This window comes from Paenibacillus sp. FSL K6-0108 (genome assembly GCF_045040695.1).
In the GTDB taxonomy this organism is placed as follows: Bacteria; Bacillota; Bacilli; order Paenibacillales; family Paenibacillaceae; genus Paenibacillus; species Paenibacillus pabuli_B.
In genome coordinates this window covers 4,127,227-4,153,364 of the sequence record NZ_CP150288.1, presented here as the reverse complement: position 1 = coordinate 4,153,364, position 26,138 = coordinate 4,127,227, and the positions used below count along the sequence as shown (strand labels likewise).

Below are 26,138 nucleotides of genomic sequence, written 5' to 3'. Positions count from 1 at the left end.
GGAGGATGAAGGGAATGAGCGCTTTTCAGTTAGAGCAGACCTATAACAATTTTATTAACGGAGAATGGGTGAAGGCAACGTCCGGAAAGACGGAACCCAGCATCAATCCGGCGAATCGAAAAGAAATCGTGGGGCATGTTCCAGCTTCCGGCGTAGAGGACCTGAACGATGCTGTGGCAGCGGCAAAAGCGGCAGCGAAGACCTGGCGGAGATTAACCGGTGCAGAACGGGGCAATTTTCTTTTTCAGGCAGCAAACGTGCTCGAACGACGGGCTGATGAAGTAGCAGAAGCGATGACAAGAGAAATGGGGAAAACGTTCCCGGAAGCCAAAGGAGAGACGATGCGCGGCGTAGCCATCCTGAGATATTACGCAGGGGAAGGCATGCGCAAAACGGGAGATGTGATTCCGTCCACGGATAGCGAAGCATTAATGTTCACGACCCGTGTACCACTTGGCGTTGTCGGCGTAATCGCGCCGTGGAACTTTCCGGTGGCTATTCCCATCTGGAAAACGGCACCTGCGTTGATCTATGGGAATACGGTTGTATTGAAGCCGGCTCAGGAAACGGCCGTTACGGCAGCCAAGGTACTGGAATGCTTTGAGGAAGCTGGTTTCCCGGCCGGGGTCCTCAATCTCGTGTGCGGCAAAGGCTCGGTAATCGGTTCTGCACTTGCCGAGCATCCCGATGTGAACGGAATAACTTTTACAGGCTCCAATGAAGTCGGAAAGCGGGTCGGCGCCGCAGCACTGGCCCGAGGAGCAAAGTACCAGCTTGAAATGGGCGGCAAAAACCCGGTCATTATTTCAGCTGACGCTAACCTGGATCTGGCTGTCGAGGGAACCATTAGCGGAGGTCTGAAATCAACAGGTCAGAAATGTACAGCGACCAGCCGCGTCATTATCGAACGAAAAATATATGATGCTTTCAAGGAAAAGCTGCTCTCACAGGTTCAGGAGATTCGTTTGGGGGATGGCATGTCTTCTGGAAGCTGGATGGGTCCATGTGCAAGTGAAGGGCAGCTTAATACCGTGCTGAGCTATATTCAAAAAGGACTTGAGGAAGGAGCTGTACTGCTCGCTGGAGGAAAACGGCCGGACAGTCCTGAGCTTGCAGAAGGATTCTATGTAGAGCCGACCGTATTTGAAGGTGTCGAAGCACATATGTCCATTGCCCGAGAAGAAATATTCGGCCCGGTACTGGCCTTGATTCCGGTGGATTCCCTTGAAGAGGCCATAGCGTCGGCAAATGACAGTGATTATGGTTTGAGTGCTTCGATCTACACACAAAATGTCGGGTCTATGCTTTCGTTCATCCGGGATATGGATGCCGGACTCGTAAGAATCAATGCGGAAACGGCCGGTGTAGAGCTGCAGGCACCGTTTGGCGGGATGAAAATGTCCAGTTCACATTCCAGGGAGCAGGGACAAGCGGCTATCGAATTTTTCACCGCCATCAAAACGGTCTTCGTGAAGTCATAAACTGTGGGGAGGGTATCATGTACGAACAGATCATGTCGATTATGGGGGAGAAGGAGTCCGACTTCTTCGAGATAACAGCTCATGCTCCAGGGGCAGCAGGACGCCTGCCTTTGACCGACGATTTGCTGCGAAATGCTCCAAGCGGCGACTTGTTCGGCATGTCCCAGAATGTTGGAATGGGCTGGAAACCTGGAGAATTAAACGGAAAACAGTTTCTGATCCTAAGTACGCAGGGCGGTATCCGTAATGAAGATGGCAGTCCCGCTGCTCTCGGTTATCATACGGGGCACTGGGAGGTTGGTCTGCTGATGAAGGCGGCAGCAGATGAACTGTCCAGCCGTGGCGGAATCCCGTTTGCAGGCTATGTCAGCGACCCTTGCGACGGCAGGTCGCAAGGAACGACCGGCATGTTCGACTCGCTGCCGTACCGGAACGATGCCGCGATGGTATTCCGCAGATTGATTCGATCCCTGCCTACGCGAAAAGGCGTGCTCGGCGTTGCAACATGTGACAAGGGACTGCCCGCCATGATGCTCGCGCTGGCAGGTATGCCCCAGCTGCCAGGAGTAATTGTTCCCGGCGGCGTTACCCTTCCGCCTACGGATGGAGAGGACGCAGGTAAAATTCAGACCATCGGTGCAAGGTACGCAAATGGAGAGCTTTCGCTAGAAATGGCATCGGAGTTGGGATGCCGGGCTTGCGCTACGCCGGGCGGTGGCTGTCAGTTTCTAGGGACAGCGGCAACCGCCCAGGTGGTAGCAGAGGCAATGGGCATGACGGTGCCTCATGCCGCTCTGGCTCCTTCGGGGCAGCCGATCTGGATCGAGATGGCACGGCAATCCTCGCGTGCACTCATCCACATGGAGACCCAAGGGATGAAGATGGCGGACATTGTCACAGATGCATCGATCCGCAATGCAATGATTGTACACGCCGCGTTCGGCGGATCTACCAACCTGCTTCTTCACATCCCGGCGATCGCTCATGCGGCTGGTTTAACACTGCCCAGCGTTCAGGACTGGATTCAGATCAACAAGAATGTTCCGAGACTGGTTAGTGCTTTGCCCAACGGCCCCATCTTTTACCCGACCATTCGGGTATTTCAGGCCGGAGGTGTTCCCGAGGTCATGCTTCACCTCAGACAGCTTGGTTTACTTGATGAGTCTGTTCCGACAGTAACCGGCACATCTTTGGGGCAAGTGCTGGATTGGTGGGAATCGTCAGAGCGCCGTCATGTCATGCGGAAACAATTGAAGGAGAAGGACGGCATCGATCCGGACAGCGTCATCATGAGTGCAGAACACTCGCAGCGTCTCGGGATTTCCTCCACCGTGACATTTCCGACCGGCAATATTGCCCCCGAAGGCTCGGTTATTAAATCCACCTCCATCGACCCGGATGTACTGGATGAACACGGGGTATATCGTCACCGGGGTACAGCAAAAGTGTTTACAACCGAACGTGAAGCGATCCGTGCAATCAAAACAGGCGGCATTCGGGCAGGTGACATCATTGTCTTGCTTGGACGCGGACCTTCCGGGACCGGGATGGAGGAGACCTATCAGCTTACGTCCGCGCTCAAGCATCTGTCCTTTGGAAAATACGTGTCACTCATTACCGATGCCCGTTTCTCTGGCGTGTCCACCGGTGCTTGTATTGGGCATGTTGGTCCCGAAGGGCTTGCCGGCGGTCCAATCGGCAAGCTGCGGAACGGAGACTTGATTGACATTGTGGTGGATCGAAGCACCCTGGATGGAAGCATTAATTTTGTCGGAGTAGAAGGAATGGAGGTTTCCCCCGAAGAAGGGGCCGTCATCCTGGCACAAAGACCGTTTCATCCGGATATGCGGCCAGATGAAGCACTGCCGGATGATACGCGCTTATGGGCAGCGCTGCAATCTGTCAGCGGCGGCACGTGGAGAGGCAATGTGTACGATGTTGACCGGATTATAACTGCGCTGGAGGCTGGCAAAAAAGTGCTGGGGTGGAGCTGAAGCAAGGGAACTCCGGCACCGATGTGTTTGATCTGATTTTGTACCGATATTATGTATTTACCGGAGGTTTCTTAATGAATACGATCAACATGATCACCAATCCCATTCTTCCCGGCTTTCACCCCGATCCCTCCATCTGCCGGGCAGGAGAAGATTATTATATCGCCACTTCTACGTTTGAGTGGTTCCCTGGTGTACGCATTCACCACTCCAGGGATCTGGTGCATTGGCGGGCGATGCCTTCTCCGCTGACTCGCACCGCTCAGCTAAGAATGGAGGGAAACATTAATTCGGGAGGTGTATGGGCTCCTTGTCTCAGCTATGATAACGGCGTGTTTTACCTGATATATACCGATGTGAAGAGCCGGATAGGCGCTTTTAAAGATACCCATAATTACCTTGTCACCACAACGGATATAGAAGGGCCTTGGTCCGATCCCGTATATTTGAACAGCAGCGGCTTTGACCCTTCCTTGTTTCATGACGAAGATGGACGCAAGTGGCTGGTCAATATGATCTGGGATCACCGTAAAGGCAAAAACCGATTTGCAGGCATCGTGCTGCAGGAATACTCGGTTCAGGAACAAAAGCTGGTCGGACCTGCGGTTAACATTTTTAAGGGAACAGAACTGGGACTGACGGAAGCGCCTCATCTTTATAAACACAACGACTATTACTACTTAGTCACAGCTGAAGGCGGAACCGGATACGAGCATGCCGTTACGGTTGCCCGTTCTCGTATATTGCAGGGACCTTACGAAGTCGATCCGGCTAACCCGATTCTCACTTCACAAGGCAGGACGGATTTACCGCTGCAAAAGGCGGGCCATGGCAGTCTCGTCGAGACGCATACGGGCGAATGGTACATGGCTCATCTTGTGGGAAGACCTATTCGAGAGAAACACTGCATTCTTGGACGTGAAACGGCGCTGCAGCGTTGTTTCTGGAGTGATGAGGGATGGCTGAGGCTTGCAAGCGGGGATCGGTATCCGGAGCTTCAGGTGACAGGGCCGAAGATTAAGCCGCACCCGTTTGAACCGACAGGGGAGATGGACCATTTTGATCAGGCCAAGCTTCGTCACGATTGGAATACACTTCGTATTCCGCCAGACGCAACATGGCTTAGTTTGACGGAACGTCCGGGTTATTTACGCTTGCATGGGATGGAATCGATGAGTTCAACGCACAGACAAAGCATGCTTGCCCGCAGGTTGCAGTCTTTTGAATGCGAAGCCGAGACGTGTCTTGAATTCGCGCCGGACCATCCGCAGCAAATGGCAGGGCTAATTCTGTATTACGATACTCAGGACTACCTCTATCTGCGGGTAACTTATCATGAAGAAAAGGGGCTGTGTCTTGGCATCATTCAGTCCAAATACGGAGTGTATGATGAACTCTTGGAAGAGGATATTCCACTGCAAAAGGGGAATCGAATTCGTTTGAAAGCTGTAGTCCATCATGATCGTGCTTGCTTTTACCATGCGTTAGATGATGATTCATCATGGGTTCAGACAGGCGGGTGGACGGATATCACGCATCTGTGCGATGAATCCCCGGAGTACATCCGGTTTACAGGAACTTATATCGGGCTTTGTGTGCAGGATCTTGGCGGGAGCCGCAAACATGCTGACTTTGATTATTTCGCATACAAAGAAACGAACAACCAAACAACCAACACTGAAAAAGGAACGAATACGATTCACATCTGAACCAGCACCTTTAGTTGTATTCGTTTTTGAAGTAGTAACTTGAACGTACTTCATACTTACAGATGACTCCTATGCTCATTAGGGGTCATCTTTTTTTGTCATTAACATCCGATATGTTAGAGATTCAACAAATGAACTATATTTTGTCAGGTTTTGGAGAAGGGGGTAATATAGTAAAATTTACAAATGTAAGTAGAATTATTTTGCGGTTCGAGAGGATGTGGTAAATACAATTCTATTTGATTACTGAACCAGTTGGCTTGTATAAATACGCTCTCATATTTATATCAATTTGAGGAAGGTGAAACTATTGAAATTGAACTTGAAAAAATCAGTCCACATTCTGTTGGCCTGTTTGACGGCACTGCCTCTAATGTTAACTCCGACCCACGTGTCGGCCGCAAGTGATGCCAACATTAATTTATCATCTGAAAAACAGCTCATCAAGGGTTTTGGGGGGATTAATCATCCTGCCTGGATCGGCGACTTAACGGCATCCCAGCGTGAAACCGCCTTTGGCAACGGACAAAATCAGCTTGGGTTTACCATTTTAAGAATTTATGTCGACGAAAATCGAAATAACTGGTATAGAGAGGTTGCCACCGCGAAAAGGGCGATCGAGCAAGGTGCTCTCGTATTCGCTTCACCTTGGAATCCGCCAAGTGATATGGTCGAAACCTTTAATCGAAATGGGGATACGAACGCTAAACGACTGAAATACGACAAATACGCCGCGTACGCACAGCATCTGAACGACTTCGTCACTTATATGAAAAATAATGGCGTAGACCTATATGCCATCTCGGTACAAAATGAGCCGGATTATGCCCACGACTGGACCTGGTGGACACCGCAGGAGATGCTTCGTTTCATGAAGGAGAATGCAGGCTCCATTCAAAATACCAAGGTCATGGCACCTGAATCGTTTCAGTACTTGAAAAACATGTCTGACCCTATCCTCAATGATCCTCAGGCACTTGCCAACATGGACATCCTGGGAGCACATACGTATGGAACCCAGTTCAAAGATTTTGCATACCCGCTCTTTAAACAAAAAGGAGCCGGTAAAGAACTGTGGATGACTGAAGTGTATTACCCGAACAGTGATAACAACTCATCGGACCGCTGGCCTGAGGCACTGGACGTATCTTACCATATGCACAACGCCATGGTTGAAGGGGATTTTCAGGCATATGTATGGTGGTACATTCGCAGACAATACGGTCCAATGAATGAAGACGGGACCATTAGCAAACGTGGATATAATATGGCCCATTTCTCTAAATTTGTGCGACCAGGCTATTACAGAGTAGATGCAACCAAAAATCCGGATACCAATACTTTCGTTTCAGCCTACAAAGGCGATAATAAAGTGGTCATTGTGGCGATTAATCGCGGCACCTCAGCTGCAAGCCAAAAGTTCGTTTTGCAGAATGGTAACGCCTCCACTGTCTCCTCATGGGTTACGGATAGCAGTCGAAATCTTGCAACCGGAGCACCGATTACAGTGTCTAGCGGAACCTTTACAGCACAACTGCCAGCCCAAAGCGTAACTACGTTCGTAGCCAACATCACCGACAGCGGTGGCGTTAATCCAGGTAGTGGAACCACGTACGAAGCGGAGACCGGCACTACACTTACCGATGCTGTCATCGAGACCCTCTATCCGGGTTACACTGGGTCTGGGTATGTGAACTTCAACGCTTTAACGGGTTCAGCGATTCAATGGAATGCCATCAACAACACGATAACAGGTACCAAAAACGTAAAGTTTCGTTATGCGCTGGAAAGCGGAACACGTAATCTCGACATTTTCGTCAACGGGACCAAAGTCATCAGCAACGAACCCTTCCCGGCAACCGGCAGCTGGTCGACTTGGAGTGAAAAAACCATTCAGGTCCCCATGAACATGGGAACCAATACGATTAAAGTGGTAACAACCGGCACGGAAGGGCCGAATGTGGATAATATCACGGTTACAGCAGCGCAATAAATGTGCATCGGTTCTGCAGGGGGAGATTAACATCTCCCTTTATAATGCATTCTTTGTTTCATTAGTAGTTAGTTAACGTACTTTCCATAATCCGGTACAGCAATTTGGTCAAATTCATTAACAAGTTTTTTCAGGCTTGTTGTTAGCACCTCACCGGACATCAGCAATCCATGACCAGTTACAGCAACCTTTGACTTTAAAGCCTCCAGTTTAATAACAGATTGCTTTGCAGCTTCCCAATCTGTTGTTAAATAGCGAGGGGGGCCGCTTATTTCTAATTCCTGTGTAAATACTTTATACATATACTCTTGTTTAACAGTAGTAAAAGCGTCACCTGCGATTAACGATCCGTCACTTTCCCGAAATAACGAAACATGACCAGGAGAATGTCCTGGGGTATGAAATCCATCTAAACTTTGTCTTATCCCACGACATCTAATTCTTCATCTTAAAAAGAGCTCTGTCATTTTGACAGAGCTCTTATTTTCCAAATGATGCGAAGATTTAAAATTAGCGATCAGAGTGATCTGATACTCTTTTACGCATGCCAGCTAGACCAAGTAATCCAAGTAATCCAAGCCATCCCCAGTCCATACGGTTATCGTTAGCTGTTGAATGTGCTCTTACAGTGTTTGGGTTATTAGTGGTGCTGTTATAATGGTACGTGTTATTGTCTCGTCCATCAACCGCAGCTTCATTTACATCGTGAGCTGACGCTGGAACAGCTAAAGAAGCCAATAAGAATATTGAAACAACAGCAGTGGTTAATTGTTTTTTCATAAAAACCTAGCCCCCTTGATCGTGTGATGAAAGTAGTTTCCCCAAAAATAAATGCATTATTCCATTATGAATTTATGATTATGTTGAATATGTTGTTATTGAAGTTGGGACTATATATCCGGTGGAAAATTAAAATTAAAGGAGTGTTTATGATGGGAATATTAAGTGGAAATCCAAAAAGTGAACCTATGCATTATGGGGAAATCTTCAGTGTATGGCAATGTTCAACAGTTGCGAAGGGAGCGCTTTCCTTCTACCAGGCATTTCTAAATCATGCAGGAGATAAGGATTTAAAAAAAACATTAGAAGCGCTGATAGATCAAGCTAAACTTGAGATTAAAGAATGTGATACGCTGCTTACGGATAACGGAATTGCGCCAACGCCGGCTTTACCAGAAAGACCTCCAGTAAAACTTGAAGATATTCCTGTTGGTGCAAGATTTACGGATCCGGAGATAGCGGCAAAGATTGCATCGGATACTTCAATGGGATTGGTTGCTTGTAGTCAAGTTATGGGGCAATCGATTAGAGAGGATATTGGAGCCTTATTTGCAAAGTATCATGTTACGAAAACTGCTTTAGGCGTTCGTATTCTTCAACTAAGTAAAGAAAAAGGGTGGCTTATTCCTCCGCCTCTTCAAGTGAAAAGACCCGAAGCAGTTGAGGTTTAAAACTACTAACTTCATTTGCGCTCCAGTAAATGTTCCAACCGTTGAAATACAAAATTTTCCCACACTCTTTGGTCAACCACTCCAATAAGGTTAAAATAATGAATGAAATCATTACAAAAATAAAAAAAGGACCGCAAGTGTTCATCTTCCATCGATGAATGCTTGCGGTCCTTTTATCTAATTAACGACGGTATCGGTTTCCGCCTCTCTTTGTTAACGTCTTCGGAAGGCTCCGCCGCGTGCCAGAGCGAAGAAGATGAGCAGGGCAATAATCGAGCCAACGATGGCTGGAATAATGTGAAATCCGCCAATCACCGGCCCTCTTGGTCCCAACAATTCCGTTCCTAACCAGGAACCGATAAAACCCGCAATAATGTTCCCAATTACACCACCAGGTACGTCCCGCCCAATCAAGTTGCCGCTTAACCAGCCAATAAGTCCACCAACGATGAGTACCCAGAGCAGATCCATGGATTGTTCTCCTTTCTTCGGGTTTATTACAAGTTATGTTGGGCTCATTGAATATACCTCATCTTCCAGTTGGTGGAGGAATCTAATTTGACTGAAAAAAACACGTCGAACGAACAGGCCATAGGGGAAGGACCATCAAATTCTACCGCGTCTGCTTCGAATCTCTTTCTTCAAATAGTAGTTGGGAAAATAAGGGTTTATGTTTTGTTGCAATAGAAAACAATTCCTGAAAATTATCAAATGGAGTGAGGGATACCATTGCTAAATCGCAAATTTGCTTCACTGTGATCTGTTCAAATGAGTTTTTCCTAAAACATGAAATGAAAATTGACAAAAGTATTTACGAAAAGTAATATTTAAATTAAGAATCTTTAAATTGAGGTTTTTTAAAATGGAGTGATAATACAATGAATAATTTCCGATATCAAGCCTGTCTTAATATCATCCAAATGTCAAAAATTATTCAGGACCAATTTCGGAGTGAGTTAAAGAAAGCAGACCTAACTTTTACGGAACTTTCTGTGTTAGTGTCGCTTGAACATATAGAAAAACAAGCGATCCAACAAATTACACAAAGTGTTTCTTTGACTAGTGGTGCTTTAACGTATATCCTGGACAAATTGGAGAAAAAAGAGTTGCTAATTAGGATTCCTTGTAATTCCGATCGTAGAGTAATATTCGTACAACTAACTGATAAAGGTAAATACTTAATACATTCTATACTTCCAAATCTGCATAATTTGGCTGATGCTCAATTCAATTTACTAACAATGGATGACGCTGATAAACTTGAAAAGTTTGTATCGGATATTTCCTCTAAGGAATGACATTGTGATATGGGTTAAGACCTGGTGAGAATAATATTTTCTCTAATGGTAACTAGAAACGTTAGCTCGCTAACTAACATAATTAAAGTTTGTCGAGGGACAGGAACATGTCTCCTTTGAAGTCGCTATATTAGCGGTTTTTTATTTTATTGGTACAAGTTCTTGTCCCAAGCTAAGGACAAAGAACTTGTATTGTTAGGTATCGAAAGTTTTAAGTAACGGGATATTACGAGAGTCAGTGTGCTTAAAAGAGCAACTCAAAATATATCCCTTTAATGAAATTTGTCCATATATAAGGAACTGGAGTATGATGGGGAAGGCAATGCTGATAATCACCATATAAATAATTTTATTTTTATTGTTAACCATACAGGTAAAGAGTTACCAAAAACATGTTTTTCTTTTTAGCTATTGTTCAAAAGGATTGTCCTTGGAAATTTCCTATAAAATCAATACAACATAACTTCCTTGAAGGGGGACATCTGTTTTGGATGAGCAGTTTCTAGATTTATTGGCCGAGAAATATGATACGGAAGAAAAAGTCATAACAGAGATCATCAACCTTGAAGCGATCTCCAATCTCCCGAAGGGAACAGAGCATTTTGTCAGTGATTTACATGGGGAGTTCCAGGCTTTTCAGCATGTACTAAGAAACGGTTCGGGTACCGTCAAAGAGAAAATCAAAGAATTATTCCGTGAGGCTTGGACAGATCAAGAAATCAATGAATTTGCGGCGTTGGTTTATTATCCGGAAGAAAAAATACAGCTGGTTAAAGGGGACCTGTGTAATAAACAAGCTTTGAACCAGTGGTATAGACAAACGATTGAACACATGCTTAAGCTTATTTCTTATGCCTCTTCCAAGTATACGCGCTCGAAATTGCGTAAAGCTCTGCCAGAGCAGTATGTATATATTGTAGAAGAGCTTCTATACAAGACGGATTCGACCAACAATAAGGATCCTTATTACGAGGAAATATATCGGCAAATTATATGCTTGGGCCAGGCGGACAATCTCATTATCGGGCTTGCTTATACGACACAGCGTCTGGTAGTTGACCACCTTCATGTGGTTGGCGATATTTATGACCGGGGGCCGTACCCCGATAAAATTATGGACACGCTAATCAACTATCATTCTGTAGACATTCAGTGGGGGAACCATGATGTCCTGTGGATCGGCGCTTATGCGGGTTCCCTGGTCTGCCTTGCAAATATTATCCGGATCTGCGCCAGATACGACAATCTGGACATCATCGAGGACGTATACGGAATCAATCTTCGCCCACTGCTAAACTTGGCGGAGAAATATTATGATGACAATCCGGCCTTCAGACCAAAGCTGCAGTCCGACCATAACGGTTCGGAGCAGGAAATCCTGCAGATTACCAAAATTCATCAGGCTATTGCCATGATCCAGTTTAAGCTTGAAATCCCGATTATCAAGAGACGCCCATATTTTAATATGTCGGATAGGCTTTTGCTTGAGCAGATTGATTACGACAGAAATGAAATCAAAATCGGCAGAAAAACGTACCCGCTGGAAAACATCTGTTTCAGAACCGTAAATCCGCAGCAGCCTGAACAATTGCTGGAGGAAGAACGCCAGGTGATGGAAAAGCTGCTGTTCTCCGTTCAGCATTCCGAAAAGCTGGCCCGACATATGAATTTTCTCATGAAAAAGGGCAGCCTTTATTTAAAATACAATGGGAATTTGTTAATCCACGGCTGTATACCTTTGGATGAAGAAGGAAATATGGAAGAAATGCAGATTGAAGACAAGACATATGCGGGCCGTCAATTGCTTGATGTTTTTGAAGATTATTTACGTTACGCCTTTGCGCATCCGGAAGAGTCAGAAGATCTGGCGACGGATATGGTCTGGTACATCTGGACAGGGGAATGTTCCTCGCTCTTTGGCAAGAGAGCAATGACCACTTTTGAACGGTATTTTATCCAAGATAAAGAAACCCATAAGGAGAAAAAGAATCCTTACTACCATTTACGTGAAAATGAAGAGATCTGTCGAAAAATCTTGCTGGAGTTTGATTTGAATCCGGATCATGGACATGTCATTAACGGCCACACGCCAGTCAAAGAAAGTCGTGGAGAGAGCCCCATTAAAGCTAACGGAAAAATGCTTGTGATTGACGGCGGTTTTTCCAAAGCCTATCAATCCACAACGGGCATCGCCGGATACACCTTGTTGTTTAATTCCTTTGGCATGCAGCTCGTCGCCCATCAGAAATTCAATTCAAAAGAAGATGTGTTATGCAACGGAACGGACGTATTGTCTGTAAAAAGACTGGTGGATAAAGAACTGGAACGGAAACTGGTGAAGGAAACCAATGTCGGGGAGAAGTTGCTGCAGAAAATCTCAAATTTGAAGGACCTCCTGGAATATCGCTACATGAAATAAAACGATTGCTAAAAGTACACACCCGGATCGACCGTTTGAGTGCAATTTGACGTAGACGCTCGTATTGGGCAGGAAGTATTAATATCCTGCCTGTGCGAGCCTTTCTTTTTTTACAGAGCGATTTACTTTAAGCTTATCTAGAAAACTTAGATAACACTTTCACCGATTTTTAAGTGGAATAGACTTTGTAAATACTCTCAATTCGTTTGGTTAACTCGCTTCTTACATGTTCAGGCTCGATACACTCACATTTGTCTCCAAAGCTAAGTAAATGAGTATATCCATGGTCATTTGCAATGAAGGGGAACTTGGCTATCCACTTAGCTCCTTCATAGAGACGAATGTTCTTCTCTCCACAGTACTCCCTCATATAAGGAATAAGTGATTGGTCAAAAAGCAGAGTTAAGTGAATGAGATCTTTCTCCGTTATATCTAAAACCTCGTCTTCGATTTGTCTTTTCTTAAATGTATCATGGTGAGTAACAAGAGAAGAAATGCGGGAAACCTTAAACATTCGAATCCCCTTTCTCTGTACAAAACCCTTGCATATACCACACTGAATTCTTCAATACTAGTCGGCAAGGCTCAATGGTGAGTTCCAACGGAGTCATACCTTCAAAAGGATCTAGATATTCAAATGTTATTAAGCGGTCTTCTTCAATTGCGGTTCTAATTTGTCCTAATTCAGGTGGTTTGACATGAGTACTTCCGAACCAAGGTGAAGGATCAATTGCTATTAGTTTATCTACCAGTCGATTTTCATTTTCCGAGATCAAAGATTTCACTTTAGCAATGGCATTCAAGACTTCATCGCTAGAAACAGTTGAATGGATACTGTTTAATCCAAGTATTAAAACTAATATCTCCGCTTGTGTAAAGATCTTCTTCTCAAATTTGTAACGTTCCATAATACTGAAGCCCCCATTCACACCAGGGGAAGAGGTGATTGGAATTCCAGCTTTAGTAATAGTTTCGATATCTCGAAAGATAGTACGAGGAGTGACCTCAAACATTTTCGCTAATTCAGAGGAACTCACTTTTTTACGTTCTAACAAAAGTAACACTATCGATAAAACTCTTTCAATTTTCACGGAGATCCCCCAAAATTTTTAATCTAATTATGACATAATGATGTCATAGTTTCACCTGTAATATATAGAAAGTATGAAGCATTTAACAAAAGAAATGGAGAAAATGTAACTATGAAATCAATCGCTGTATTCTGTGGTTCCAAAGAAGGAAAATCTGCAATTTATAAAGAAGCTGCAATAGAACTGGGTCATGAACTAGTCAGACGCGAAATTACCCTGATTTACGGAGGCGCTATTACGGGGCTCATGGGAGAAGTTGCTGATGCAGTGTTAGAAAAAGGGGGCCGTGTAATTGGAGTGCTTCCTCATTTTTTACAGACACGTGAGATTGCGCATAAAGGTCTGACTGAACTTATTATGGTCGATTCTATGCATGAACGTAAAGCCAAATGGCTGAATTGGCAGATGGATTTATTTCACTCCCAGGTGGGCCAGGGACATTGGAAGAATATTTTGAGATATTTACTTGGGGCCAGCTTGGCCTGCATCAAAAGCCTTGTGGTTTATTGAATGTTAATCAGTACTTCGATCCCATTGTATCCATGTTTAATGTTATGGACCGGGAACGCTTCATGCAACCGAACGTTCGGGAAATGGTCTTAATAGATCAAACTCCAGAAGGGATACTTAATCAATTTTCAATGTATACTGCTCCTCCTGTCAGAACGTATCTCACGGAAAAACGTACTTGATTAAAGCATTCACTAAAGAAGAGACAGAAAAACCCCTGGGTTTAGCCAATGAAATTCTAGGGGGCATTTTTTATAGCGATTAAAGAACAAAAGAATAAAACGGGTTCGGAGAAGATAAAAAAGAGGCTATTCGTCTTCATACGAATTATTTCTAAAAAACAGCCACTAGGGGCTGTTTTTTTGTTATGACCTGGGCGAATACGCACGTCAATTGCGAATATCGAGGATTTTACAGCAAAGACTATTCAAATCAATTTGTGATGTTGATATCTGGACGTAAAATGAATAATACCCGGGTAATATTGATTTTATCTTTTTACCCGGGTATAATGATTGAGGAAGGAAGAAAAAGGAGGGGTAACATGCAGGCTTCACCTGCTCAAATAAGCTGCACTGCTTTTTTAGAGAAAGATTGTTTTGCCAAAGGTACACTACATTACATTGTCGAAATCGCAAAAGATACCTTGGAGGACAGTAAGTTAATACAATTGCTTATTTTTGACGATTTGACCGGTAAACCACTAGATATTGATTTTCGTGGAAACACAGCTGAGGTGCTTGAGCGGTTAAACAGCCAGGCTGGACGTATACCGGATACGAAAGAAAATGAACAACCCTCTCGCAGGGTTGGCCGTCCCAAGCTGGGCGTGGTGTCCGGTGAAGTTACTTTGCTTCCCAGGCATTGGGACTGGCTTAAAGCTCAACCCGGAGGAGCTTCCGTAACGCTGCGAAAACTGATTGATGAAGCTCGGCGCATGGGAGAGAACGAAAGTAAAGTTCGCGTCGCACAAGAAGCAAGTTATCATTTTATGACGGCAATGGCTGGCGATTTCCCTCAGTATGAGGAGGCTTTGAGAGCATTGTATGCCGGGAATGAGGATCTCTTTTATGGATTAATTGATGATTGGACACCTGGTATCAGAGACTATATTAAAACTTTAGCCAAGGGTGCATTCATATAGGAATGGAGTTAGGTGCGTTTTCGCCGCAGACTATACATCTCGCTCAGACTAAACCCCTAACCAACCCATTAGCGGAAGATTGGACATCGAACTGCAGCCATTGAAGATTCTCGACTATTGACCATCACGGAGGTACCAAAATATTGAATTTTAGGAGAATAACACAATGAATATGTTAATGAAAGTAAACGGTATTGATATCGCCTATGATAGCTATGGCAACGAAAAGGACGAAACCATTCTTCTGATTGCCGGGCTTGGAACCCAAATGATCCGGTGGACCGTTCCATTTTGTGAGATGTTGGCGGCGCGCGGATTTCGAGTCATTCGCTTTGACAATCGTGATACCGGCCTATCCACACACTTTAACCATTACGCTATGTTAGATTTTGAAGCACTCGCAAAAACTCTAATGTCGGGACAGCGCCCGGATATTCCATACACGCTCAACGATATGTCTGATGATACGATTGGACTGCTAGATGCTCTTGGAATACAAAAGGCACATGTCGTTGGACGCTCAATGGGCGGCATGATTGCTCAGCTTGTTGCCAGCCGATATCCGGAGCGTATTTTATCTCTTACTTCCATCATGTCAACAACAGGAAATCCCGAACTCCCACCAACATCGCCTGATGTAATGGAGTTAATGACTCGGCCGGCACCAAACCCAATGGAGGATGAGGCAGGATACTTAGCTCATAGTGCTGCTTTGGCCAGACGTATCGCCGGCACAGGTTATCCATTTGACGAGAACGAATACCATTCAATTATTCGAGAAGAGGTTCAGCGAGCTTATGATCCGGGGAGTGTAGGGCGGCAAATTGCAGCTATTGCTGTTTCTGGAGACCGTCGTCCTCAATTGGCAAAAGTAAATGTTCCATCATTAGTAATCCATGGGGTGGATGACCCTATGTTTGTCCCAGCATGCGGAAAAGACACGGCTCATGCCATCTCTGGTGCAGAATTCATATTACTTGAAGGCATGGGACATGATCTGCCGGAACAGTTGTTTGAAACTGTTGTTGATGGAATCGTACGGACAGCCCGACGCAAAGGATAGCATCGTGAAAAGAAAGCTTTGAGTTACGACTGGTACCCTCATAACTACGAACACAAATATAGCCAGTTTGAAGCCGTCCCACTCTGTGGGATGGCTATGTTGCTTGGGTCCGAAAAAAATATATGCCCATTGGGAGAGGATTATTTAAAGCGTAATTGAAGTATAATTGTCGTCTTTCCTAACGAGGTTGATCGTTGTGTCCATGTATTGACCTCAGAGTTGACAATATCAATGTGAAGCATGCAAGATCCGCTTAACAATAAAATAACATTTTAAAGGTACAATATTTTTAAGAGAGACGTTATAAATTAATTCATTGCGCTCCCTCGAAATACCTTAGAGTCCATTAACATGTAAACAACGTTTATGTCCATTGGTCAAGTCCTTGATATTCAAGGGCTTTTTTGTTTTGAAGAGCGGGTTGGAGCCCGGCAGGAAAAGGTTAGTTTTGGGACACGCACTCTGAAAATTCAGTCTTTAGTATGAGGTGAACGATGAGGAAGTCCGTATAATAAGGAATTGAAAGGAGAGTCATATCTTACTCGAAATGGGAATATTTTTGGACAAATTGGAGGTTGAAAAGATTGAATAGGCACGAGAAAAACACGAATGTACCAAGCATGTTTCGCAATCGGTTCCTGCAGACGATTTTATTATCAAGCGTGCTCCTGCAGGTTGGCATTTGGGTACGCAATTTCGCTATTCTCCTGTACGTTGCGGATAGAACAAACAATGATCCATACGCCATTTCGCTAATCAGCGTAGCCGAATTCGCACCAATTTTTGTTTTTTCGTTCATCGGAGGTACATTTGCCGACCGCTGGCGGCCGAAGCGAACGATGATCTGGTGCGATTTATTATCCGCAGTATCGGTATTTGTAGTACTTCTGACCATACATTACGGTTCTTGGCATTCCGTTTACCTTGTCGCATTCATCTCGGCTATTCTTTCGCAATTCTCTCAACCTTCAAGTATGCGTTTGTTTAAGTATCATGTACCCGAGGAACAGCTCCAGCAAGGGATGGCTCTATTCCAATCGCTGATGGCCATCTTCATGGTGCTTGGTCCTATGCTCGGAACCTTCGTTTACAGCACGTTTGGGCTTGAAATATCGATCGCTGTCATGGGCTTGGCTTTTCTGTTCTCTGCTCTCGTTCTTATTCGTCTGCCAGAGGATAATATAAAAGCTCAAACGGCCGCTGTAAAAGGGCAGTTCCGTAAAGAAATCATTGAAGGTTTCCGCTATGTCTGGCAAAGCCAAGTGTTGCGAATGCTCGGACTTGCGTTTATTCTCGCGGGACTCGCTGTGGGAGTCGCCCAGGCTCTCAACCTGTTTATCGTAACGGAGCGGCTGGGCAAGAGTGAGGAGTTCCTACAATATCTGCTGATGGTGAATGGCACGGCCATGCTGATTGGTGGTGGAATCATAGCTGTCTTCGCGAAACGGGTTCGACCCCAGGTTCTTCTTGCGATAGGCATGATCGCAGGCGCGGTCTGCACAGTAATTGTAGGGTATTCGACAAGCGTCCCGGTCACCCTGACCGTTCAATTTCTGAACGGGCTTGTGTTCCCATGTATCCATATTGGAATTAGCACAATGATTTTGAAATGGTCACATGCTTCCATTGTCGGTCGGGTGAATGGGGTTCTGAATCCGATGTTCGTTGGCATGATGGTCATTTCCATGTCCTTCGCAGGCGCGTTAAAGAGTACCTTTTCGCTGAGTACAATATATGGAGGAGCAGGATTATTATTTTTTCTTGGCGCACTGGTCATGGTGCCGATCATGAGCCAAAAAGCCCCGGATAACGTACATACTGTTGTAGAGACATAATATCGCGATATCCATAAGGATTTAACGAAGAAGAGCCGGCCATGAAAAAGTGGTCGGTTTTTCTTCATTGCACTGAAAAATTTCTTTGTTTGCTTTGAGTTTTTCAAACGATAATCAGCTGCAAGTGAAGCGGGACCCTTGAAGGGGACGATATGTATGTAAAGCATACAAGATGCGCTTAACAAAGAAATAACATTTTAAAGGTACAATATTTTTAGAGTACATAAAAAGTTATTATACGGACAGAGGAGAAGTTCAATTGGAATATATCGTAAGTCGTTCTAAACTATTGGATAGTATCCAATTACTTTCATGAACACGTTCAAGTAGGTGATACATTAGAATTCTCCGCTCTAGCTGGTGATTTTATAATAACAACTACGGATATCCCCCTTGTCTTTATCAGTGGAGGAATTGGAATTACGCCGGTTTTGAGTATGTTAAACACCGTTGTCAAAGAAAAACCGGATCAGCAAGTGATCTTTATCCACGCCACTGCTAACAGTGGGACACATATCTTTAAGGAACATCTACTTGAAATGGAGAAGAAACATCATAATGTCAAGTCAATAGTATGTTACACGTCCCCGACTCCGTTTGATCGGGAAGCTCGCAACTACGACTTGGAGGGGCTAATTGATTAGAAGTGGCTACAAACCGTAGTTCCATCAAAAAAAGCTGACTTTTACATCTGTGGTTCCATTCCATTTATGGAGTCGATCTATCGGATTTTAACACAGTGGGGAATAGAGCAGGCTAACATTCATTACGAAGCGTTTAATCCTCTGGCTTTGTTAGGCGAGGACTAGAAAGAGGTTGTAGAGGGATAAGAACGTGCTTCGTTTAGGCAATCGGTTCTCGTTATCTGATTAAGCTAATCCAAACGCTAGCGGTGTAAAACAAAGAAAGTAGCCGATCATTGTGATCGGCTGTATATGTTTATACCCTCCCATGAAGAGGAACAAGAATATTGTGTCATTTATGATTAGATTATCATCTAAATAGTTACGTTTTGGAAATCATATTGCGTAACTAAACCGAATTAACATAAAATTGTTTTCCTCCGAAAAATCAAATGTTTTGACCACCGGAGATCTCGATTCTCTGTGCATTCACCCAGCGGTTGTCGGGATCGAGTAGACTGGCAACAGCGGGACCAATGTCGTCAGGCACACCAACACGTCCAAGGGCAACCATCGAAGCAAACGCATTATTGTAAGCTGGCGTGTCACGTACAGCGCCGCCTAAAAAATCGGTTTCAATTGCACCCGGTGCAATGGTATTAACGGTGATACCGCGGTGGCCCAGTTCTTTTGCCATATAGATGGTTAGAATTTCTACAGCACCCTTAGCTGCAGAGTAAGCCGAGAATCCGGGATAAGAGATACGAGTAAGACCTGTTGAGAAGTTAACGATACGACCACCATCTGCAAGAAGCGGCAGTAGGGCTTGAGTCAAGAAAAACACGCCCTTTACATGCACATTGAATAAGCTATCGAATTGAGCCTCTGTTGTTTCGGTAAAACTGATCATTTCGCCATGACCGGCATTATTCACCAGATGATTGAAAGTGGCGCTACCCCAATTCGTTTTTAAAATAGAACCAACGGTTTCAGCGAAGTTAGCGAAGCTGGATGTGTTTTCTATATCGAGTTGGAGAGCGATCGCTTTTCGCCCCAGAGCTTTGATCTCAGCAACGACTGATTTTGCTTCTTCTACTTGGCTACGATAGGTCAAAATGACATCACCACCATGACGTGCAATGTTAAGGGCAGTATTACGACCGAGTCCTCGACTGCCGCCAGTGACAATTGAAATAGTGGTCTGTGTAGCTTCATGTACGAAATGTTTCTTTTCCATCTGTTTACATCCTCTCAAAGATCGAATTTAACTCACCTTGCTATCATAATATGTGAAGTTCACTTTAAGTCAAAGGTTTTTTTCGGAAAATAAAAACGGTATAATAAAACAGATATACCCTGATTTAATCATGTTTTTTCCCTTTTGTAGTATAAAATTCGAGATCACAATTAGTGAATCTGAAGAAATTGTTTAAAGTACACTTTAATAGGAGGCGATGAAATTTTATTATGTTGACCATAAAAGAAGTTACTGGAATGACGGAAATAGCCGCACACACACTTCGGTATTATGAAAAAGAGGGATTGCTTCCACATGTTAAAAGAAACGAGAATGGAAAGCGTTTATACGATAAAGAAGATTTAAGCTGGATACACTTTGTTACAGCGCTGCGGGCAACAGGAATGCCTATTGCTCAAATTCAGAAATACGTTTACTTATACAAGGAAGGGGACTCCACAATTTCAGAACGAAAATTAATGATGCTCAATCATAAAAAAGAAATAGAGCAGAGTATAAGGGATCTCTATTTTAACTTGGATAAAATAAATTATAAGCTTGCTCTGTATGATGTTTTAGAATCTCAGATTGAACGAACTAGTATTAAAATTTAGGATTAATATAAGAATTAGTGGTAGATATCTTTATTCGAACAAGCGTAATGGTTACATTCAAGTTCCATGTGGTAAGAAACTACGCTCCGCCATAGGGGGCGTTTTTTCGTTTCCTTTTTTCTTGATAAGGAAGTTAATTTATATGATTTGAAGTTGAATACATAGTAAACAGGTGTGGAAATCAAAATGAAGCGGATAAGTGTCGCGGGACCAGATAAATATTCCATTCAAAGTCGCCATTATAGCGACTTTTTGTTCTAGGGAACCAAGTTCTTGTCCCAAGCCGAGGACAAGAACTTGTACCGATTGCCGAAATGGACAAGAACATTGTGACATTGCTGATTGGGCATATTTCTAATCGATCTTTGTTCGTAAATTAATTAAGCTAATGGGAAGGTTAGTAGAATAAGAACGTCGAAAACACATATTGCAAACAGAAAATTCCAACCAAACGAATTGAGTTACAGGATGTAGAGTAGAATGAACGAATAGGCGAAAGGCCGGAATGATTACGGGAGTTTACTAATAAATAATAGGAGGCGGATGTAGATGGGTATAACTGGCTGGACGAATAATATTACCGAAATCACATTATTTGTGGAAGATCTGCAGCGGTCAAAGACATTTTACCAAGAGTCGTTTCAACTATTAATCCAGTACGAAGACGAAAATTGCGCTGTATTTGATTACGGAAATACATGCATAAATCTCTTAAATCAATCGAATGCCCGAGAGTTGATTGATCCGGCTCAGTTTGGTCGTGTCGAAGATGGTGCAAGGTTCCTGTTTACAATCCAAGTGGTCGATGTTGACCAGGTATGCAATGAGTTGGAAATGCGAGGCGTTACATTGTTAAATGGACCAATAACACGTCCTTGGGGGCGGCGGACGGCTTGTTTTGCCGATCCTGACGGGCATATTTGGGAGATAGCGCAAGTACTCTAAACCTTGAAGTGATCTCCAATCTCCCGAAGGGAACCGAGCATTTTGTCAGTGATTTGCATGGGGAGTACCAGGCTTTTCAGCATGTACTAAGAAACGGTTCAGGTACCGTCAAAGAGAAAATCAAAGAATTAGGGGACCTGTGCAATGAGCAAGCTTTGAACTATCCTTGGGTCAGGCGGACAATCTCATTATCGGCCTTGCTTATACGACACAGCGTCTGGTGGTTGACCATCTTCATGTGGTTGGCGATATTTATGACCGGGGGCCGGACCCCGATAAAATTATGGACACGCTAATCAACTACCATTCTGTAGACATTCAGTGGGGGAACCATGATGTCCTGTGGATCGGCGCTTATGCGGGTTCCCTGGTCTGCCTTGCAAATATTATCCGGATCTGCGCCAGATACGACAATCTGGACATCATCGAGGACGTATACGGAATCAATCTTCGCCCACTGCTAAACTTGGCGGAGAAATATTATGATGACAATCCGGCCTTCAGACCAAAGCTGCAGTCCGACCATAACGGTTCGGAGCAGGAAATCCTGCAGATTACCAAAATTCATCAGGCTATTGCCATGATCCAGTTTAAGCTTGAAATCCCGATTATCAAGAGACGCCCATATTTTAATATGTCGGATAGGCTTTTACTTCAGCAGATTGATTACGACAGAAATGAAATCAAAATCGGCAGAAAAACGTACCCGCTGGAAAACATCTGTTTCAGAACCGTAAATCCGCAGCAGCCTGAACAATTGCTGGAGGAAGAACGCCAGGTGATGGAAAAGCTGCTGTTCTCCGTTCAGCATTCCGAAAAGCTGGCCCGACATATGAATTTTCTCATGAAAAAGGGCAGCCTTTATTTAAAATACAATGGGAATTTGTTAATCCACGGCTGTATACCTTTGGATGAAGAAGGAAATATGGAAGAAATGCAGATTGAAGATAAGACATATGCGGGCCGTCAATTGCTTGATGTTTTTGAAGATTATTTACGTTACGCCTTTGCGCATCCGGAAGAGTCAGAAGATCTGGCGACGGATATGGTCTGGTACATCTGGACAGGGGAATGTTCCTCGCTCTTTGGCAAGAGAGCAATGACCACTTTTGAACGGTATTTTATCCAAGATAAAGAAACCCATAAGGAGAAAAAGAATCCTTACTACCTTTTACGTGAAAATGAAGAGATCTGTCGAAAAATCTTGCTGGAGTTTGATTTGAATCCGGATCATGGACATGTCATTAACGGCCACACGCCAGTCAAAGAAAGTCGTGGAGAGAGCCCCATTAAAGCTAACGGAAAAATGCTTGTGATTGACGGCGGTTTTTCCAAAGCCTATCAATCCACAACGGGCATCGCCGGATACACCTTGTTGTTTAATTCCTTTGGCATGCAGCTCGTCGCCCATCAGAAATTCAATTCAAAAGAAGATGTGTTATGCAACGGAACGGACGTATTGTCTGTAAAAAGACTGGTGGATAAAGAACTGGAACGGAAACTGGTGAAGGAAACCAATGTCGGGGAGAAGTTGCTGCAGAAAATCTCAAATTTGAAGGACCTCCTGGAATATCGCTACATGAAATAAAACGATTGCTAAAAGCACAAAAACCTCTCACCTCTGCAAAATTGAAAACCAATGCCCGCAAAGCTGATGGAGATGAGAGCTAATCCCATAGCAGCCGCATAAGGGCGTTGAAATAATTAATGAACAAGAACTAGAGTCTCATGCAAATTGGTCTCTAGTTCTTGTATGAGGGGCTAAGTTATAAGTTTATTTTTATTTCAATCAACATGGACTCACAAAAGGCTCTCAGGCAGCATCCATAGGGAGAGTGGAAGTATCTACACTGTGGATTTCTATGCAGAAGTCTTGCTTGTAAAATCATCACTGCTCCCTGTTTTGTAACCATTTAACCGTCCCAATGAGTCCTATGAGTCCTATTAAGAAAACCAGTAAATAGCTAGTACTCAACAAGGGAAATAAAGCGACTCCGCTTTCCTGCAAATGCAAAGCAGGTACAGACCAAGGCAGATAAGCTCCAATGGCGGTAGGCCCGAACACCAATGCCAACATTAAAGTTGTAAATGCAAAGCCGATCGGCACCAGATAACCACGCGATACACAGGCCAATAGGGCAAGAGGTGCACTTAATAATAGGTGGAGAGCACCAATTATAAGTATTAGGAAGAAATAATGTTGTACAATCGCAAACGAAAAGCCAGGAAGTCCAATAGCAAAACTGAGTATTAAGGCATAAGCAAAGCTGATCAACATCATTAAAAAACACCAGAATATTATTGCGACATATTTGGCAATCGCAATTTTACCACGCGATACAGGCAAAACGAGCAAATCCTTGAGCGTTCGATCGGAATACTCACGGCCAAATGTCCAACTTGTTACCAATCCAAACCCCAGCAGCCCAAACACCGATGCATACAAAAACGCAGTCCGTTCAAGAAAAGAAGGCAAATCGGGCTGTCCTAAGAACAACGTGATGACAAACAATATAAACAGAAGCGTACCCCATAAAACAAAGGAGCGACGCAATTTGTAAACTTCAACGCTACAGGCTGTCAACAATGGTCTCATTCCGTTTTTCCTCCTGGGCTCCGACTACCTTGAGAAAATAATGTTCCAAATTCTCTTCTTCAATGTTAAGCATGGTGAGCGGTACTTCATGATGAGCAAGCAATCTCGCAATATGTTCGGGATGCTTCACGGCATGATCATCCGGTAGCGCAAAGCCGTTATTCGAAGTCGAATGTACCGCATATCCGGAGTCTGAAAGAATAGCTTGAGCCTTCCGATCATCCTTCGTTCCGATCATCAACTGCTTTCGGCGGATGGTTTCAAAGTCTTTTGTTGTCAGTTCTTCAAGCAACACGCCTTTGTGAATAATGCCGATTCGAGAAGCCATTTTGGACATTTCCTCCAGGATATGGCTCGATATAAACACGGTAACCCCTTGTTGGGAAGCCAGAGCTTTCAGCATTTCTCTTACCTCGACAATTCCGGCTGGATCAAGCGCATTGGTTGGTTCATCGAGAATCAGAACGTCCGGCTTATGAATTAACGCTTTGGCCAATCCAAGTTTTTGCGCGTTACCAAGTGAGTGACAAATCTCTTGCCTTACTATCCGCATATTGGGTCAGATTCAATTGCTCCATAATTTCGTCAACTGCCCTCGGAACCGGTAATCCTCGCAACCTGGCCATCAAACTCAAGTTTTCCCTAACGGTAAAGTTAGGGTAGGCATAAGGAACTTCCACCATATAACCTACTCGTCTCGACAAATCGGGATTCCCATTCGCCCAGCGCTGACCAAACAAATACACTTCTCCGGAAGAAGGCTTGCTCATGCCGAGAAGAGCTCGAATGGTTGTTGTTTTCCCGGCGCCATTCAACCCCAGGAATCCATAGATTTCTCCTTTCTTAACGGAAATCGAAACGCGATCTACAGTGACTTTATTCCCGTATTGCTTTGTCAAGTTAACGGTTCGAATAATTTCTTCCATCGTATCAGTCCTTCCCACCTAAATTAAACGAATATATGAGCCGGCAGCATATGAGATGTTGAAAAGAATCCTGCCGGCCTTGTCTTAATCAGTTTGTGAAATAAATGGAATTCAAGTAATTCGAAATCGATGCGGTAGCATCAATGGAGGTACGCAGTGCGATGTAACCGTCGGGACGAATCAATACGAATTCATTACTTGATACATCGTAAATTCGATAGGCATTCCCAGCTGTGTCTATTATGCCTTCCGACCCCTCGACGTTCGATGGCAGGATGCAATGCACATGGAGTTCGTCGTAGGTGAAGTTCTCCAAAGAAAGATGATCTGGGCGGTTTACAAAAGCCAAAAGCGTCCAGTGTGGGCCGCGCAACAGGTCAAATACACTTCCTGCAAACTCTGTACCTTGCAGACCCTCGGCATTAGGAGCACGATCCCCGGGCAATGAACGGGTAACATTCGTTCGAGCAGACGGGCGGGTAAGAGGACTTGACCGATAGGAAATGAGAAGCCCACTCGTCAGATCGTCGGATATGCTGCTCAAGGATTGGGACAACGCTCCATCTTCAGTCGCCGTTCCTACAACCATTCCCATCTTCTTTGTGCTGTCTTCGAGCACAGCTTGAGCCACAGGGCGGCGCTCCTCATCGTACGTGTCGAGCAAGGCGGTGTCCGCTCCGTGTAAAACGGCATCCAGCTTCCATCCAAGGTTGTATGCGTCCTGCATCCCCGTATTCATGCCTTGACCGCCGGCCGGCGAATGAACATGAGCAGCATCGCCGGCAAGGAAGACCCGGCCGTTGCGGTAACATTCAACCATGCGAACGTTGACCCGGTAGATGGAAAGCCAGGAAGCATCCGTGAGCTGAACACGTCCAGCCCCAGCCCGACGGTCAAACATGGCTTGATACGCCTCTAGCGATGGCTGCTCTGGTTCTTCGATGTCTGCCGGAATTGTTGCCTGCAGCTGCCAAATATCGGATTTCGGCAGCGGCGTCACCCCGACCATCCCCTCCGAAGAGGTCCAGATATGGATACGGTCCCGATCCAACCCTTCCAATCGTACATCGCCAAGATACCATCGCTCCTGATCGTAAGTTTCTCCAACCAGCGGCAAGTGAATAAACTTACGGATATTGCTTTTGCCCCCGTCAGCGCCGACGACATAACAAGCGCGAATGTGCTCTTCTCACTGGTTTCTTCCACAAC

At 44.6% G+C, this 26,138-nt stretch carries 20 protein-coding genes and 4 pseudogenes; 15 read left to right on the top strand and 9 right to left on the bottom strand.

Features of this window, described 5'->3' with window-relative positions:
* Positions 1 to 14: 14 nt before the first annotated feature.
* The 4 genes from gucD to MHB49_RS18790 all read left to right on the top strand — a co-directional run bounded on the left by gucD (position 15) and on the right by MHB49_RS18790 (position 7,177).
* A complete protein-coding gene (gucD, locus tag MHB49_RS18805; protein ID WP_405152534.1) occupies positions 15 to 1,481 on the top strand; it encodes an alpha-ketoglutaric semialdehyde dehydrogenase GucD in 1,467 nt (488 codons plus the stop codon).
* A 17-nt stretch (positions 1,482 to 1,498) separates the two neighbouring features.
* Positions 1,499 to 3,475, top strand: a complete 1,977-nt coding sequence (locus MHB49_RS18800) for a YjhG/YagF family D-xylonate dehydratase (RefSeq protein WP_405152533.1) — start codon at positions 1,499 to 1,501, stop codon at positions 3,473 to 3,475.
* An 83-nt stretch (positions 3,476 to 3,558) separates the two neighbouring features.
* Entirely contained in the window at positions 3,559 to 5,184 is a 1,626-nt protein-coding gene (locus tag MHB49_RS18795) for a glycoside hydrolase family 43 protein (protein WP_405157178.1), read from the top strand.
* 310 nt (positions 5,185 to 5,494) lie between these two features.
* Positions 5,495 to 7,177, top strand: a complete 1,683-nt coding sequence (locus MHB49_RS18790; protein ID WP_405152532.1) for a carbohydrate-binding protein — start codon at positions 5,495 to 5,497, stop codon at positions 7,175 to 7,177.
* 68 nt (positions 7,178 to 7,245) lie between these two features.
* Here MHB49_RS18790 and MHB49_RS18785 read toward each other — a convergent pair.
* Together MHB49_RS18785 and MHB49_RS18780 are read right to left on the bottom strand one after the other, a co-directional pair.
* Positions 7,246 to 7,594 (bottom strand): annotated as a pseudogene (locus MHB49_RS18785) (MBL fold metallo-hydrolase); the annotation flags it as partial.
* A 93-nt stretch (positions 7,595 to 7,687) separates the two neighbouring features.
* Positions 7,688 to 7,957 (bottom strand): WGxxGxxG family protein, encoded by a 270-nt coding sequence (locus MHB49_RS18780; RefSeq protein WP_405152531.1) that lies wholly within the window; start codon positions 7,955 to 7,957, stop codon positions 7,688 to 7,690.
* Between the two features lie 152 nt (positions 7,958 to 8,109).
* Here MHB49_RS18780 and MHB49_RS18775 point away from each other — a divergent pair, with 152 nt between their 5' ends.
* Positions 8,110 to 8,628, top strand: coding sequence for a DUF3231 family protein (locus tag MHB49_RS18775; RefSeq protein WP_247903191.1), 519 nt, complete (start codon positions 8,110 to 8,112; stop codon positions 8,626 to 8,628).
* Positions 8,629 to 8,841: 213 nt separating this feature from the next.
* Here MHB49_RS18775 and MHB49_RS18770 read toward each other — a convergent pair whose 3' ends face one another.
* A complete protein-coding gene (locus tag MHB49_RS18770) occupies positions 8,842 to 9,099 on the bottom strand; it encodes a GlsB/YeaQ/YmgE family stress response membrane protein (protein ID WP_247897659.1) in 258 nt (85 codons plus the stop codon).
* A 407-nt stretch (positions 9,100 to 9,506) separates the two neighbouring features.
* Here MHB49_RS18770 and MHB49_RS18765 point away from each other — a divergent pair, with 407 nt between their 5' ends.
* Together MHB49_RS18765 and MHB49_RS18760 are read left to right on the top strand one after the other, a co-directional pair.
* The gene (locus tag MHB49_RS18765) at positions 9,507 to 9,926 is read left to right on the top strand and encodes a MarR family winged helix-turn-helix transcriptional regulator (protein ID WP_405152530.1); all 420 of its coding nucleotides are present in this window, start codon (positions 9,507 to 9,509) and stop codon (positions 9,924 to 9,926) included.
* A gap of 487 nt (positions 9,927 to 10,413) precedes the next feature.
* Complete coding sequence (locus tag MHB49_RS18760; protein WP_405152529.1) at positions 10,414 to 12,345, top strand: fructose-1,6-bisphosphatase; 1,932 nt, start codon at positions 10,414 to 10,416, stop codon at positions 12,343 to 12,345.
* A gap of 169 nt (positions 12,346 to 12,514) precedes the next feature.
* On the opposite strand, the pseudogene MHB49_RS18755 reads toward MHB49_RS18760, so the two are convergent.
* Positions 12,515 to 13,436 (bottom strand): annotated as a pseudogene (locus MHB49_RS18755) (helix-turn-helix transcriptional regulator).
* A gap of 111 nt (positions 13,437 to 13,547) precedes the next feature.
* Here MHB49_RS18755 and MHB49_RS18750 point away from each other — a divergent pair.
* The 5 genes and pseudogenes from MHB49_RS18750 (at position 13,548) to MHB49_RS18730 (ending at position 18,632) form a co-directional block, all read left to right on the top strand.
* A pseudogene (locus MHB49_RS18750) lies at positions 13,548 to 14,128 on the top strand (TIGR00730 family Rossman fold protein).
* Positions 14,129 to 14,313: 185 nt separating this feature from the next.
* On the top strand, positions 14,314 to 15,090 hold the full coding sequence (locus tag MHB49_RS18745) for a DUF2239 family protein (protein ID WP_405152528.1): 777 nt from the start codon (positions 14,314 to 14,316) through the stop codon (positions 15,088 to 15,090).
* Between the two features lie 166 nt (positions 15,091 to 15,256).
* A complete protein-coding gene (locus MHB49_RS18740; protein WP_405152527.1) occupies positions 15,257 to 16,153 on the top strand; it encodes an alpha/beta fold hydrolase in 897 nt (298 codons plus the stop codon).
* 584 nt (positions 16,154 to 16,737) lie between these two features.
* On the top strand, positions 16,738 to 17,988 hold the full coding sequence (locus MHB49_RS18735; protein WP_405152526.1) for an MFS transporter: 1,251 nt from the start codon (positions 16,738 to 16,740) through the stop codon (positions 17,986 to 17,988).
* A gap of 293 nt (positions 17,989 to 18,281) precedes the next feature.
* A complete protein-coding gene (locus tag MHB49_RS18730) occupies positions 18,282 to 18,632 on the top strand; it encodes a hypothetical protein (RefSeq protein ID WP_405157177.1) in 351 nt (116 codons plus the stop codon).
* Between the two features lie 427 nt (positions 18,633 to 19,059).
* Here MHB49_RS18730 and MHB49_RS18725 read toward each other — a convergent pair whose 3' ends face one another.
* The gene (locus MHB49_RS18725) at positions 19,060 to 19,848 is read right to left on the bottom strand and encodes an SDR family NAD(P)-dependent oxidoreductase (protein ID WP_405152525.1); all 789 of its coding nucleotides are present in this window, start codon (positions 19,846 to 19,848) and stop codon (positions 19,060 to 19,062) included.
* A gap of 230 nt (positions 19,849 to 20,078) precedes the next feature.
* Between MHB49_RS18725 and MHB49_RS18720 the strand changes: the two genes are divergently transcribed.
* The 3 genes and pseudogenes from MHB49_RS18720 to MHB49_RS18710 all read left to right on the top strand — a co-directional run.
* Entirely contained in the window at positions 20,079 to 20,462 is a 384-nt protein-coding gene (locus MHB49_RS18720) for a MerR family transcriptional regulator (RefSeq protein WP_405152524.1), read from the top strand.
* 549 nt (positions 20,463 to 21,011) lie between these two features.
* Positions 21,012 to 21,407, top strand: a complete 396-nt coding sequence (locus tag MHB49_RS18715) for a VOC family protein (protein WP_247897617.1) — start codon at positions 21,012 to 21,014, stop codon at positions 21,405 to 21,407.
* Positions 21,404 to 22,995 (top strand): annotated as a pseudogene (locus MHB49_RS18710) (fructose-1,6-bisphosphatase); the annotation flags it as partial. The gene MHB49_RS18715 and the pseudogene MHB49_RS18710, both read left to right, overlap by 4 nt.
* A gap of 300 nt (positions 22,996 to 23,295) precedes the next feature.
* Here MHB49_RS18710 and MHB49_RS18705 read toward each other — a convergent pair.
* The 4 genes from MHB49_RS18705 to MHB49_RS18690 form a co-directional block, all read right to left on the bottom strand.
* The gene (locus tag MHB49_RS18705) at positions 23,296 to 24,003 is read right to left on the bottom strand and encodes an ABC transporter permease (protein ID WP_405152523.1); all 708 of its coding nucleotides are present in this window, start codon (positions 24,001 to 24,003) and stop codon (positions 23,296 to 23,298) included.
* Positions 23,978 to 24,556: an AAA family ATPase gene (locus MHB49_RS18700; protein ID WP_405152522.1), complete on the bottom strand. Its 579-nt coding sequence runs from the start codon at positions 24,554 to 24,556 to the stop codon at positions 23,978 to 23,980. Before MHB49_RS18700 ends, MHB49_RS18705 begins: the two co-directional genes overlap by 26 nt.
* Positions 24,516 to 24,929, bottom strand: coding sequence for an ATP-binding cassette domain-containing protein (locus tag MHB49_RS18695; protein WP_405152521.1), 414 nt, complete (start codon positions 24,927 to 24,929; stop codon positions 24,516 to 24,518). The genes MHB49_RS18700 and MHB49_RS18695 overlap by 41 nt, the downstream gene beginning before the upstream one ends.
* A gap of 88 nt (positions 24,930 to 25,017) precedes the next feature.
* Positions 25,018 to 26,064, bottom strand: coding sequence for an FAD-dependent monooxygenase (locus MHB49_RS18690; protein ID WP_405157176.1), 1,047 nt, complete (start codon positions 26,062 to 26,064; stop codon positions 25,018 to 25,020).
* Positions 26,065 to 26,138 lie beyond the last annotated feature (74 nt).

Bases quoted from the DNA above. Each gene is read 5' to 3' on its own strand.
- gucD (WP_405152534.1), top strand. From the start codon at position 15: ATGAGCGCTTTTCAGTTAGAGCAGACCTATAACAATTTTATTAACGGA.
- MHB49_RS18800 (WP_405152533.1), top strand. From the start codon at position 1,499: ATGTACGAACAGATCATGTCGATTATGGGGGAGAAGGAGTCCGACTTC.
- MHB49_RS18780 (WP_405152531.1), bottom strand. From the start codon at position 7,957: ATGAAAAAACAATTAACCACTGCTGTTGTTTCAATATTCTTATTGGCT.
- MHB49_RS18775 (WP_247903191.1), top strand. From the start codon at position 8,110: ATGGGAATATTAAGTGGAAATCCAAAAAGTGAACCTATGCATTATGGG.
- MHB49_RS18770 (WP_247897659.1), bottom strand. From the start codon at position 9,099: ATGGATCTGCTCTGGGTACTCATCGTTGGTGGACTTATTGGCTGGTTA.
- MHB49_RS18765 (WP_405152530.1), top strand. From the start codon at position 9,507: ATGAATAATTTCCGATATCAAGCCTGTCTTAATATCATCCAAATGTCA.
- MHB49_RS18745 (WP_405152528.1), top strand. From the start codon at position 14,314: ATGACCTGGGCGAATACGCACGTCAATTGCGAATATCGAGGATTTTAC.
- MHB49_RS18740 (WP_405152527.1), top strand. From the start codon at position 15,257: ATGAATATGTTAATGAAAGTAAACGGTATTGATATCGCCTATGATAGC.
- MHB49_RS18725 (WP_405152525.1), bottom strand. From the start codon at position 19,848: ATGGAAAAGAAACATTTCGTACATGAAGCTACACAGACCACTATTTCA.
- MHB49_RS18720 (WP_405152524.1), top strand. From the start codon at position 20,079: ATGTTGACCATAAAAGAAGTTACTGGAATGACGGAAATAGCCGCACAC.
- MHB49_RS18715 (WP_247897617.1), top strand. From the start codon at position 21,012: ATGGGTATAACTGGCTGGACGAATAATATTACCGAAATCACATTATTT.
- MHB49_RS18705 (WP_405152523.1), bottom strand. From the start codon at position 24,003: ATGAGACCATTGTTGACAGCCTGTAGCGTTGAAGTTTACAAATTGCGT.
- MHB49_RS18700 (WP_405152522.1), bottom strand. From the start codon at position 24,556: ATGCGGATAGTAAGGCAAGAGATTTGTCACTCACTTGGTAACGCGCAA.
- MHB49_RS18695 (WP_405152521.1), bottom strand. From the start codon at position 24,929: ATGGAAGAAATTATTCGAACCGTTAACTTGACAAAGCAATACGGGAAT.